Raw genomic sequence first — 11,859 nt, 5'->3', positions numbered from 1 at the left:
CGCGCCGACCGACGACCCCGACCCCCGCACCGTCCTTATCGCTCCGGAGCGACACCGTGACGTCTGAAACCCCCTCGCTGACCGACACCGACCCCACCCCCGGACCGCCGCCCGGCTGCCCCGCGCACGGCCTCGGCCCCGGCGGGCTGCGCCGGCTCTACGGCCCCGACGCCGAGGACCTGGGCGCCCTCTACGAACGGCTGCGCGAGGAGCACGGCCCCGTGGCGCCCGTGCTGCTCCACGACGACGTACCGATGTGGGTGGTCCTCGGGCACGCCGAGAACCAGCACCTGGTGCGCAGCCCCTCCCTCTACACCCGGGACAGCCGGATCTGGAGCCCGCTGCAGGAGGGCATGGTCAAACCCGACCACCCGCTCATGCCGCACATCGCCTGGCAGCCGATCTGCTCGCACGCCGAGGGCGACGAACACGAGCGGCTGCGCGCGGCGGTCACCGCGGCCATGGCCCCCATCGACCACCGCACCCTGCGCCGTCACATCGGCCGCTACACCCAGGGCCTGGTCAACAGGTTCTGCGAGCGCGGCCGGGCCGACCTGGTCTCCCAGTTCGCCGACCATCTGCCGATGGCCGTCATGTGCGAGATCCTCGGCATGCCCGAGGAGTACAACGACCGGATGGTGCAGGCCGCGCGGGACGCCCTGAAGGGCACCGAGACCGCCCTGCAGAGCCACGCCTACGTCATGGACGCGCTGAGCCGGCTCACCACCCGGCGCCGCGCCCAGCCCGAGGACGACTTCACCAGCCACCTCATCGCCCACCCCGCCGGACTCGGCGACGACGAGGTCCGCGAACACCTGCGGCTCGTCCTCTTCGCGGCCTACGAGGCCACCGCGAACCTGCTCGCCAACGCGCTGCGCATGGTCCTGACCGAGCCGGGCTTCCGCGCCCGGCTCAGCGGCGGCCAGATGACGGTGCCGGAGGCGATCGAGCAGTCCCTGTGGGACGAGCCGCCGTTCAGCACCGTGTTCGGCTACTACGCCAAGCAGGACACCGAGCTGGGCGGGCAGCGCATCCGCAAGGGCGACGGGCTGCTGTTCGCGCCCGCGCCGGGCAACCTCGACCCGCGCATCCGCCCCGACCTGTCCGCGAGCATGCAGGGCAACCGCTCCCACCTCGCCTTCGGCGGCGGCCCGCACGAGTGCCCCGGCCAGGACATCGGCCGGGCCATCGCCGACGTCGGCGTCGACGCGCTGCTGACGCGGCTGTCCGACATCCAACTCGACTGTGCTGTCGAGGAGTTGCGCTGGCGTTCGTCCATCGCCTCGCGGCACCTGGTGGCCCTGCCCGTGCGCTTCGAGCCGAAGCCGCAGCAGGACGTCAACATGCTGCCGAAACCCGCGGCCGTCCCGCCGCAGCGCACCTGGCAGACCGGCGCCCAGGTCCCCGGCCGGACCGCTGCCGCAGAGCCCGCCCACCCCGCCGCGCCCGCGCCCTTCGCCGCGGCACCGCAGACGGCGCCGCGCCGGCCGGGCGTCTGGCGGCGGCTGCTCGACTGGTGGCGGGGCGAGTGACGGCCGCTTCGCGGTGAGGCGGCGGGCGCGGCCGCCGGCCGTGTGAGGCGGCAACCGTACGTCAACGCGGCCTCACGCGCGTTCGGTGCGTCTCTAGCCCCGGCCGGCCCAGGCGTCGTACGACTCCCACGCCTGGAGCACGCGTCCGCTGACGAACGTGTGCTCCACGCCGGTGACCGGATCGGTGAACTCCAGCCTGCGGGCGAGCAGTTGCAGAGGGCGCCGGAAGTCGCCGGGCGGCACCGGGGCGGTCACCTCGGGATACAGCGGATCGCCGAGGACGGGTACGCCGAGCGCGTTCAGATGCACCCGCAGCTGATGGGTCTGCCCGGTCGCCGGCAGCAGCCGGTACCGGGCGAGACCGCCCCGGCGCCCGGCCAGTTCGACGTACGTCTCGGCGTTCGGCTCGCCCTCCACCTCCCGGGCCGCCTGCACTCCGCGCTCCTTCACGATCCGGCTGCGTACGGTCCGGGGCAGCTCCAGCGCGGGGTCGTACGGCGCGACCGCCTCGTACTCCTTGCGCACCCGCCGGTCCCGGAACAGGGTCTGGTACGCGCCGCGCTCCTCGGGCCGGACCGTGAACAGCACCAGCCCCGCCGTCAGCCGGTCGAGGCGGTGCGCGGCGGTCAGCGCCGGCAGGCCCAGCTCGCTGCGCAGCCGGGCCAGCGCGGTCTCGGCGACATGGCTGCCGCGCGGGGTGGTGGCCAGGAAGTGCGGCTTGTCGGCGACGACGATGTGCTCGTCCTGGTGGACGACCTCCACCGGGTACGGCACCGGAACCTCGGCCGGCAGTTCGCGGTGGAACCACACGAACATCCCCGGCACGTAGGGCGCGTCCGGCGGCACCGGCCGCCCGTCGGCGCCGACGACCGACCCCGCGTCGAACATCGCCTCGACCATGCCGGGCGCGGCTCCCGTCAGCCGCTGCACCAGATGCTCCCGCACGGTGGCCCACGTCCCGCCGTACGGCAGCCGCACCCGCACGGCGTCGACGCCGTCGCGCTGGGGGAGCGGGGCGGGCGGGGGCGGCGTACGGCGTCTCATCGGGGTCAAGGGTACGAGGCCGAATTCGGTGGGCGGCGGGGCCCGCGGTCGGCAGGATGTCGATCATGCCGTATCTCACCAGGCCGGTCGTCCCGGCCGGCACCCTCGCCCGCATCCCCCAGCCCGGCCTGCCCACCGGCGACGGCCTGCTCCTGCGCCCCTGGCAGGCGAAGGACGCGCCCGCGGTGTACGCCGCCTTCCAGGACCCGCTGATGCGCCAGTGGCACATCAGGTCCGCCGACTCCGAGGAGGAGGTCACCGGCTGGATCACCCAGTGGCAGAACGGCTGGAAGGACGAGCGCGAGGCCCACTGGGCCGCCGTGGACGCGGACACCGACGAGCTGCTCGGCCGGGTCGCGCTGCGCCGCGTCCTGCTCGGCGACGGCTGCGCCGAGGTCGCGTACTGGACGGTGGCACGCGCGCGTGGACGGGGTGTCGCGGTGCGGTCCGCCACCACGCTGTCCCGCTGGGCGCTGGACGAGATCGGCCTGCACCGGCTCGAGCTGTCACATGCCACCGCCAACCGGGCCTCCTGCCGGGTCGCGGTGAAGGCCGGATTCGTCGCCGAGGGGACCCGGCGCAGCGCGCTGCTGCATGCCGACGGCTGGCACGACATGCACCTCCACGCGCGCGTGCGGGGCGACTGACCGTCCGTCCATACGCGATACATCGTGTGCATTGACCAACGCGACTGGAACGCGATATGTTCGCTCACGGATATTCGGGAACGAGGTGATCGCCGTGGCCATGAAGCGTCGCAAGCTGGGCAACCCGCTGGCGCTCGCGGTGCTGGCGACCCTCTGGCAGAAGCCCATGCATCCGTACGAGATCGCCCAGACGCTGCGCCGCCAGGGCAAGGACACCAGCACGAAGATCAAGTACGGCTCGCTCTACACGGTCGTGCAGAACCTGGAGAAGCACGGCTTCGTCGAGGTGACCGACGTGGAGCGGGCGGGCAACCGCCCCGAGCGCACGGTGTACGGGCTGACCGACGCCGGGCGCGAGGAGCTGACGGAGTGGCTGTCGGACCTCATCGCCGTCCCGGTGAAGGAGTACCCGATCTTCGAGACCGCCCTCTCGCTCATGGGCGCCCTGCACCCGGACGAGGTGGTGCGGCTCCTCGAGGAGCGGCTCACGGCGCTGGAGATCCAGGTGGCGAGCGGCAGAGGCGCGCTGCAGAAGCTGTACGAGACGCTGCCGCGGCTCTTCCTCGTCGAGACCGAGTACCAACTGCACATGACCGAGGCGCAGGCCGCATGGGTCCGCGGCTTCCTGGCCGAGATCAAGGAGGGCACGCTGCCGAGGGTCGACGACTGGCGGCGCTACCACGAGACGGGGGAGCTGCCGCCGGACATCACCGCGACCCCCTGACCCAGAACACGACCCCGGCGTGGCTGTTGCAGCAGCTCCGCCGGGGTCTCGAACCCCGAATCGGATCCGCCGTGCGGCGGCTCCGGGCGATCGAGGTGCGGCACACCCAGGATAGCCCGGCGCTCTTCACGCGGATCTTCCGTCCTTCGCACCCGCAGGAGAGCAGTCGTCATGAACACCCGTGCGCCCGCAGTCGAGGCGCGCCAGCTGACCAAGACCTATCCCGGTGGTGTCACCGCGCTGAGCGGCATGGACATCACCGTCGCACCGGGCACCGTCTTCGGGCTCCTCGGCCCCAACGGTGCCGGCAAGTCCACCACCGTCAAGATCCTCACCACCCTCGCCCGCCCCGACTCCGGCACCGCCACCGTCGCCGGGCACGACGTGCTGCGCCACCCCGACCGGGTGCGCCGCGCGATCGGCGTGGTCGCCCAGCGCTCCGGCGCCGACCCGGTCGCCACCGGCCGGGAGAACCTGCACCTGCAGGGCCGGCTGTACGGACTGACCGGCGCGGCGCTGAACCGCCGGGTGGACGAACTGCTGGAGCGGTTCGCCCTGGCCGACGCCGGCCGCCGGCAGGTCAAGGGCTACTCGGGCGGTATGCGGCGCCGCCTCGACGTCGCCCTCGGGCTGGTGCACCGGCCCGAGGTGCTCTTCCTGGACGAGCCGACCACCGGCCTCGACCCCGAGGCGCGCACGGCGATGTGGGAGGAGATCGCCCGGCTGGCCGGCGAGGAGGGCCTGACGATCCTGCTCACCACCCACTACCTTCAGGAGGCCGACCGGCTCGCCGAGCGCGTCGCGATCGTCGACCGCGGCCGGATCGTGGTCGAGGGCACTCCGGACGCCCTCAAGGGCGAACTGCGCGGCGACGCCGTCCACCTGGAACTCGCCGAACCGGTCGGCGAGGCCGGCCGCACGCCGCTCACCGGCACCCTGACCGCCCTGCCCGGCGTGCACGAGGCGCTGTGCGAGGGGCGCCGGATCAGCGTCCGCGCCGACGACGGCGCGGCCCGCGTGCCCGCGCTGCTCGCCGCGCTGGACCGGGCCGGGGTCACCGTGACCTCGGCCACCGTCGCCCGGCCCTCGCTGGACGACGTCTACCTCCGTCACGCGGGCCGCCGGTACACGGAGGCCGAGGCGGAGACCCGGAGCGTGCTCGCCGGAGGTGCGCGATGAGCGCCGCCCTCACCCAGACCTGGTACATGACGCAGCGTCAACTGCGCGTGTTCGCCCGGCAGCCCGCCTACGCGGTCATCACCCTGATCCAGCCGGTGATCTGGCTGTTCCTGTTCGGCAGCCTCTTCAAGAAAATCGTCCAGCTGGGCGGCTTCGGCACCACCTCCTACCTGGACTACCTGGTGCCCGGCGTGGTGGTGATGAGCGCACTCAGCTCCAACATGTGGGCGGGGATGGCCACCTTGGAGGAGATCCAGCGCGGCACCCTGGACCGGTTCCTGACCACCCCGGTCAGCCGGGCCGCGCTGATGAACGGCAACGTCGTCAACAACGGCCTGGTCACCGCGTTCCAGTCGGTGGTCATCGTGCTGCTCGGACTGCTCGGCGGCGCCGACTACCCCGGCGGCACCGGCGGTGTGGCGGTCCTGGTGCTGGCCGCCGTCCTGCTCGGCACGGTCTTCGGGGCGCTGTCCAACGCGCTCGGCATGCTCGTGGGCGAACGGGAGTCGATCATCGGCATCAACACCTTCCTGCTGCTGCCGCTGACCTTCCTGTCCAGCGCGTTCATGGCGCCCTCGCAGATGCCCGGCTGGATGCGGCACATCGCCGACTTCAACCCGCTCAACTGGGCCATGGTGGCAGGCCGTTCGGCGATGTCCGCACAGCCCGACTGGGGCGTCGTCCTCGGCCGCGGCGGCGCGCTGCTCGGCCTGGCGACCGTGGCGGTGTGGCTGTCCATCCGCACCTTCCGCTCCTACCAGCGGTCGGTGTGATGATGTAGGGCATGCCGCCCTACGACCTCGCGAACCGGCTCGTCGTCGGTGTCGCCTCCAGCGCCCTGTTCGACCTGAGCGAGTCGGACGCCGTCTTCCGCGAGCAGGGCGAAGAGGCCTACCGGGCCTACCAGGAGGAGCACGTCGACGACACGCTCACGCCCGGTGTGGCGTTCGCGTTCATCCGCAGGCTGCTGTCCCTCAATGACCTCGGCGAGCCCGACGACCCGCTCGTCGAGGTCATCATCCTCTCCCGCAACGACCCCGACACGGGCCTGAGGGTCATGCGGTCCATCCAGGCCCATGAACTGCCGGTCACCCGGGCCGTGTTCATGCAGGGACGGTCGCCGCACGCGTTCATGACCGCGCTGAACATGTCCCTGTTCCTCTCCGCGAACGGCGACGACGTGCGCGCGGCGGTCACCGCCGGCCTGCCGGCCGGACATGTGCTCGGCTCGTCGTACGCCGACGACCCCGACGACCCGGAACTGCGGATCGCGTTCGACTTCGACGGCGTCCTCGCCGGCGACGCCGCCGAGCGGGTGTACCAGTCGGGCGGCCTGGAGGAGTTCCGGGCCCACGAGACCCGTAACGCGGCCACCCCGCACGACCCCGGGCCGCTGCGTGACTTCCTCGCCGGGGTGAACCGGATACAGCGCCGGGAGGAGGAGCGGCGCAGGACCGACCCGGACTACCCGAGCCGGGTCCACGTCTCCATCGTGACCGCGCGGGCGGCGCCGGCGCACGAGAGGGCGGTGCGGAGCCTGAAGCAGTGGGGCCTGACCGTCAACGGCGCCTTCTTCCTCGGCGGCATCGACAAGGGCGCGGTGCTGAAGGTGCTCAGGCCCCACATCTTCTTCGACGACCAGGTGACCCACCTGCGCAGCACGTCCCGCACCACGCCCAGCGTGCACGTCCCGTTCGGAGCGATCAACCAGCCCTGAGCGGGCGTACGTTCACGCCGCCGCCGCGCTGCTCTCCTGCTCGGCCTCGATACGGGCGTTCCACTCCCGCTTGGAGGCCTGCCAGCCGTCCTCGTTGTGGCCCAGGCGCCAGTAGCCGGAGATCGACAGGTCCTCACGGGGGATGTCCAGCTCCACCCGCAGCAGCCGGCGCAGCTCCTTCACGAACCCCGCCTCGCCGTGCACGAACGCGTGCACCCGGCCCTCGGGGAACCGAAGCCCGCGTACGGCCTCGAGCAGCGCCTCGCCGACCGGCCGGTCCCCGCGGTGCAGCCAGACGACCTCCACATCGGAGTCGATCTTCTGCTCCTCCTCGGGGCCGGACACCTCCACGAAAGCATGGGCGCGGGCGCCTGTGGGCAGCGCCTCCAGGGACCGGGCGATCGCGGGCAGCGCGCTCTCGTCCCCGGCGAGCAGATGCCAGTCGGCGACCGGGTCGGGCGCGTAGGCGCCGCCGGGGCCCATGAAGCGCACGGTCTCGCCCGGCCGCACCCGCGTGGCCCACGGCCCGGCCAGGCCCTCGTCGCCGTGGACGACGAAGTCGAGGGTCAGCTCGCGGTGCCCGGGATCCCAGGCGCGCACGGTGTAGGTGCGGGTCACCGGCCACTGCTCGCGCGGGAACTCCGCCCGGATCCGCTCCAGGTCGAAGGGCTCGGGATAGGTGACGCCCGCGGGGCCGAAGAGGAGCTTCACATAGTGGTCGGTGCAGGTGTCCGCCGAGAAGTCGGCCAGACCCTCCCCGCCGAGCACCACCCGCTGCATGTGCGGGGTCAGCCGCTCGGTGCGGACCACATGGGCGGTGCGGGTCTTGCGCGGCTTTCGCGCGGGACGCTCTGCCATCACGACCTCCAGCAAGATGGTTAGGTTTACCTAAGTTAGCATCCCCTCAGTGGTAACACCTCTTCCTCGAGTACCGCCGGAGAGACCTTTGCCGGAATATTCCGATCAAGGTCATGCACGCGGCTCGGTGAGGGTGGTCACCAGCCGCTGCAACGAGCCCCCGAGCCCCCACCGCTTGGCCAGCTGCTCCAAGGCCGCCGGGTCGCGCGGGGCGCGCGGCAGCACGGTGTCGACCTCCGGCAGCGGCACGTCGTCGGCCACCCGCACCACCTTCGGCGCGACCGCGACATACGGCCGGGCCTCGTCGAGCCGCCTGCGCTGCGACGGCGTGAGCTTCGCCCCCGGGTCGTCGACCGCCGTCATGATCCCGGCCAGGTCCCCGAACTCGGCGAGCAGCTTGGCGGCCGTCTTCTCGCCGATCCCGGCAACCCCGGGCAGGCCGTCGCTCGGATCGCCGCGCAGCAGCGCCAGATCCGCGTACCCCCGCCCGTCGACGCCATACTTCTCGCGCAGCACCGCCTCGTCGGTCAGCTGCAGCGAGCCGACCCCCTTCAGCGGATACAGCACCCGCACCCCGCGCGCGTCGTCCACCAGCTGGTACAGGTCCCGGTCGCCGGTGACGATGTCCACCGGGCCCGTGGCGCGCGCGGTGAACGTGCCGATCACGTCGTCCGCCTCGTACCCCGCGACGCCCACCCGGGCGATGCCGAGCGCGTCCAGCACCGCCTCGATGACCGGCACCTGCGGGGACAGGGTGTCCGGCACCTCCTCCGCGTCCGGCGCGTCCTCGTGCTCCTCGGCGACCCGGTGCGCCTTGTACGTGGGGAGGAGGTCCACCCGCCACTGCGGCCGCCAGTCGGCGTCCATGCAGGCCACCAGGTGCTCGGGCCGGTGGTCCTTCACCAGCCGGTCGATGAAGTCCAGCAGCCCGCGCACGGCGTTCACCGGCGTGCCGTCCGGCGCCTTCACGGAGTCGGGCACGCCGAAATAGGCGCGGAAGTACAGCGATGCGGTGTCGAGGAGCATGAGTCGTCCGGTCACGCTCGCATCATGCCGCACCGCACCGACAGTCACCGGCCGGCGACGGCAGCCGGCGTGAGGGGAGACCTGGTGTGAAGTGAGCCACTTAAAAGTTTGACCATCTCGATCGTGGGGAGGCGCGGCCACTGTCCACACCCCCAGACGAGAGGTACGCGTGCACCCCAGGCTTGAGGCCGAGCACCTGTTCAAGGTCTTCGGCAGACGACCGGACCGAGCGGTGGACCGCTTGCGGCAGGGCGCCGACCGGGAGGAGCTGCGCGCCGACGGCACCACCGCCGCCGTGATCGACGCCTCCTTCCGCGTCGAGGAGGGCGAGATCTTCGTCGTCATGGGCCTGTCGGGCTCCGGCAAGTCCACCCTGCTGCGCATGCTCAACGGCCTGCTGGAGCCGACCGCCGGCAGTGTCCGCTTCGACGGCCGGGACCTCACCGGGCTCACCGTCCGCGAGCTGCGCGAACTGCGTTCGAAACGGATCAGCATGGTGTTCCAGCACTTCGCGCTGTTCCCGCACCGCAGCGTCCGCGACAACGCCGCCTACGGCCTCGCCGTGCAGGGCGTGCCCCGCGCCGAGCGCGAGCGCCGCGCCGACGAGGCGCTCGCCCTGTGCGGCCTGGCCGGCTGGGAGGACTCCTGGCCCGACGAGCTGTCCGGCGGCATGCAGCAGCGCGTCGGCCTCGCCCGCGCCCTCGCCACCGACGCCGACCTGCTGCTGATGGACGAGTCCTTCAGCGCGCTGGACCCGCTGATCCGCCGCGACATGCAGGACCAGCTCCTCGAACTGCAGAAGACGCTCAAGAAGACCATCGTCTTCATCACCCACGACCTCAACGAGGCCATGCGGCTCGGCGACCGCGTCGCCGTCATGCGCGACGGCCGCATCGTGCAGACCGGCACCGCCGAGGACATCCTGCTGCGCCCGGAGAACGACTACGTCGCCTCCTTCATCCAGGACGTCGACCGCTCCCGCGTGCTGACGGCGGGCGCCGTGATGGACTCCTCGGTCACCGGCGACGCGCCCCTGTGCCGCTGCGAGACGGTCACCCGCGAGACGCCGTTCGTGGAGCTGTGCGCGATCAGCGCCCGGCTGTCGCACCGCGTCTCGGTGGTGGACGAGGCGGGCCGGGTGATCGGTGCCGTACCCCGGCAGCGGCTGGTCGGCTTCCTCGGCGACGAGACGGCCGAACCCGCGCCCTGCGACAACCCGGACGGGAAGGTGATCGGCCGTGCCTAGGATCCACCTCGGCGACTGGGTCGACTCCGGCGTCAACTGGCTGGTCGACCACCTCTCCTGGCTCTTCGACGCCATCCGGGCGGTCATGGAGGGCATGTACGACGGCATCGACGCCGTGCTCGGCGCGCCCCAGCCCCTGCTGATGGCCGGCATCCTCGCCGTCATCGCCTGGTGGCTGCGCGGCCTCACCGCCGGCGTCCTCGCCTTCGCCGGGTTCGCGCTGGTCGACTCGCTCGCCCTGTGGGACCAGGCGATGTCCACGCTCGCCCTGGTCCTGGTGGCGACCGTGATCGCGCTGGTGATCTCCCTCCCGCTGGGCGTCTGGGCCGCCCGCTCCAGGACTGTCGGCGCCGCCGTGCGCCCGGTCCTGGACCTGCTGCAGACCATGCCGTCGATGGTCCTGCTGATCCCGGCCATGCTGTTCTTCGGCCTCGGCACCGCGGCGGGCGTCGTCGCCACCCTGATCTTCGCGCTCGCCCCCGGCGTCCGCATGACCGAGCTGGGCATCCGCCAGGTCGACGCCGAACTGGTCGAGGCCGCCGAGGCGTTCGGCACCACCCCGCGCGACATCCTGTGGCGGGTCCAGCTGCCGCTCGCCCTGCCGACCATCATGGCCGGCGTCAACCAGGTGATCATGCTCGGCCTGTCCATGGTCGTCATCGCCGGCATGGTCGGCACCGGCGGCCTCGGCGGCGCGGTCAACGAGGCCATCGGCCAGCTCGACATCGGCTACGGCTTCGAGGCGGGCGTCGGCATCGTCGTCCTCGCCATCTACCTCGACCGCGTCACCGGCGCCCTCGGCACCCAGCTGTCGCCGCTGGGCCGCAGGGCCGCCGCCAAGGCACGCACGCGTGCGCGGTCGTACCGGCCGCGCCCGGCGGTCGCCGTCGTCGGCGTGGTCGTCCTCGCGCTCGTCGCGGGCGGCCTCGGGATCTTCGGCTCCGGCGCCGGCACCACCTCCGAGGCCTCCGGCACGAACGTCGGCAAGGGCAAGGAGATCCGCATCGGTTACATCCCCTGGGACGAGGGCATCGCCTCGACCTTCCTGTGGAAGGAGATCCTGGAGGAACGCGGCTTCAAGGTCGCCACCACCCAGTACGCGGCCGGCCCCCTCTACACCGGCCTCGCCACCGGCCAGCTCGACTTCGAGACCGACTCCTGGCTGCCCACCACCCACGCCGAGTACTGGAAGAAGTACGGCAAGCAGCTCGACGACCTCGGCTCCTGGTACGGCCGGACCTCCCTGGAGCTGACCGTCCCGTCCTATGTGAAGGACGTGAACTCCCTGGCGGACCTCAGGGCCCACGCCGCCGAGTTCGGCGGGAAGATCGTCGGCATCGAGCCCAGCGCGGGCGAGATGGGCCTGCTCAAGAGCAAGGTCCTCAAGGCGTACGGCCTGGACGGCTCCTACCAGGTGATCGACGGCTCCACCCCGGCCATGCTCGCCGAGCTCAAGCGCGCCTACGCCAGGAAGCAGCCGGTCGTCGTCACCCTGTGGTCCCCGCACTGGGCGTACAGCGACTACGACCTGAAGAAGCTCAAGGACCCCGAGGGCGCCTGGGGCAGCGGCGACGGCGTGCACACCCTGGCCCGCAAGGGCTTCGCCGCCGACAATCCGCAGGTCGGCCGCTGGCTGAAGCACTTCTCCATGACCGAGAAGCAGCTCACCGGCCTGGAGGCGCGGATCCAGAAGGCCGGCAAGGGCCACGAGCAGGACGCCGTCCGCGGCTGGCTGCGCGAACACCCCGGCCTGGTCGACACCTGGGCCCCGGTCGCCGGGAAGGACGTCAAGAGCCGGGCGGCCGGCTGAGCCGAGAGCCTGGCGGCCGGGTGACCTGACGACTGGCCCGGACCGCCTCCCGAGGGGCGGGCACCGCCGGACGCCA

General features: G+C 72.2%; 11 protein-coding genes. 8 read left to right on the top strand and 3 right to left on the bottom strand.

Annotated features, from left to right (window positions below):
• The first annotated feature begins 56 nt into the window (after positions 1-56).
• The gene (locus AB0950_RS23545) at positions 57-1,532 is read left to right on the top strand and encodes a cytochrome P450 (protein ID WP_360161134.1); all 1,476 of its coding nucleotides are present in this window, start codon (positions 57-59) and stop codon (positions 1,530-1,532) included.
• Between the two features lie 93 nt (positions 1,533-1,625).
• Here the strand turns inward: AB0950_RS23545 and AB0950_RS23540 are convergent, their stop codons facing one another.
• Positions 1,626-2,576, bottom strand: a complete 951-nt coding sequence (locus AB0950_RS23540) for an RluA family pseudouridine synthase (RefSeq protein WP_360161132.1) — start codon at positions 2,574-2,576, stop codon at positions 1,626-1,628.
• Between the two features lie 65 nt (positions 2,577-2,641).
• Here AB0950_RS23540 and AB0950_RS23535 point away from each other — a divergent pair, with 65 nt between their 5' ends.
• From AB0950_RS23535 to AB0950_RS23515, 5 genes are all read left to right on the top strand, one after another.
• A complete protein-coding gene (locus AB0950_RS23535; protein WP_366779342.1) occupies positions 2,642-3,223 on the top strand; it encodes a GNAT family N-acetyltransferase in 582 nt (193 codons plus the stop codon).
• Between the two features lie 100 nt (positions 3,224-3,323).
• Complete coding sequence (locus AB0950_RS23530; protein ID WP_360574034.1) at positions 3,324-3,947, top strand: PadR family transcriptional regulator; 624 nt, start codon at positions 3,324-3,326, stop codon at positions 3,945-3,947.
• 171 nt (positions 3,948-4,118) lie between these two features.
• Positions 4,119-5,126 carry an ATP-binding cassette domain-containing protein gene (locus tag AB0950_RS23525; protein ID WP_366779341.1) on the top strand — a complete coding sequence of 336 codons (1,008 nt, stop codon included), beginning with the start codon at positions 4,119-4,121 and terminating at the stop codon, positions 5,124-5,126.
• On the top strand, positions 5,123-5,899 hold the full coding sequence (locus AB0950_RS23520; protein ID WP_360161126.1) for an ABC transporter permease: 777 nt from the start codon (positions 5,123-5,125) through the stop codon (positions 5,897-5,899). The genes AB0950_RS23525 and AB0950_RS23520 overlap by 4 nt, the downstream gene beginning before the upstream one ends.
• 11 nt (positions 5,900-5,910) lie before the next feature.
• Positions 5,911-6,843 carry a 5'-nucleotidase gene (locus AB0950_RS23515; RefSeq protein WP_360161124.1) on the top strand — a complete coding sequence of 311 codons (933 nt, stop codon included), beginning with the start codon at positions 5,911-5,913 and terminating at the stop codon, positions 6,841-6,843.
• Positions 6,844-6,855: 12 nt separating this feature from the next.
• On the opposite strand, the gene AB0950_RS23510 is transcribed toward AB0950_RS23515, so the two are convergent.
• Complete coding sequence (locus tag AB0950_RS23510; RefSeq protein ID WP_360574012.1) at positions 6,856-7,701, bottom strand: siderophore-interacting protein; 846 nt, start codon at positions 7,699-7,701, stop codon at positions 6,856-6,858.
• A gap of 111 nt (positions 7,702-7,812) precedes the next feature.
• Complete coding sequence (locus AB0950_RS23505; protein ID WP_360161120.1) at positions 7,813-8,742, bottom strand: 5'-3' exonuclease; 930 nt, start codon at positions 8,740-8,742, stop codon at positions 7,813-7,815.
• Positions 8,743-8,896: 154 nt separating this feature from the next.
• On the opposite strand from AB0950_RS23505, the gene AB0950_RS23500 reads away from it, so the two are divergent.
• Both AB0950_RS23500 and AB0950_RS23495 read left to right on the top strand, forming a co-directional pair.
• Entirely contained in the window at positions 8,897-9,973 is a 1,077-nt protein-coding gene (locus AB0950_RS23500; RefSeq protein WP_360574008.1) for a glycine betaine/L-proline ABC transporter ATP-binding protein, read from the top strand.
• Entirely contained in the window at positions 9,966-11,783 is a 1,818-nt protein-coding gene (locus AB0950_RS23495; protein WP_366779340.1) for an ABC transporter permease/substrate binding protein, read from the top strand. Before AB0950_RS23500 ends, AB0950_RS23495 begins: the two co-directional genes overlap by 8 nt.
• The last annotated feature ends 76 nt before the right edge of the window (positions 11,784-11,859 follow it).

It is taken from the genome of Streptomyces sp. NPDC007189 (assembly GCF_040703635.1).
Lineage (GTDB): Bacteria > Actinomycetota > Actinomycetes > Streptomycetales > Streptomycetaceae > Streptomyces.
The sequence above is the reverse complement of the archived record's forward strand: the minus strand, read 5'-3'. Positions and strand labels throughout refer to the sequence as shown.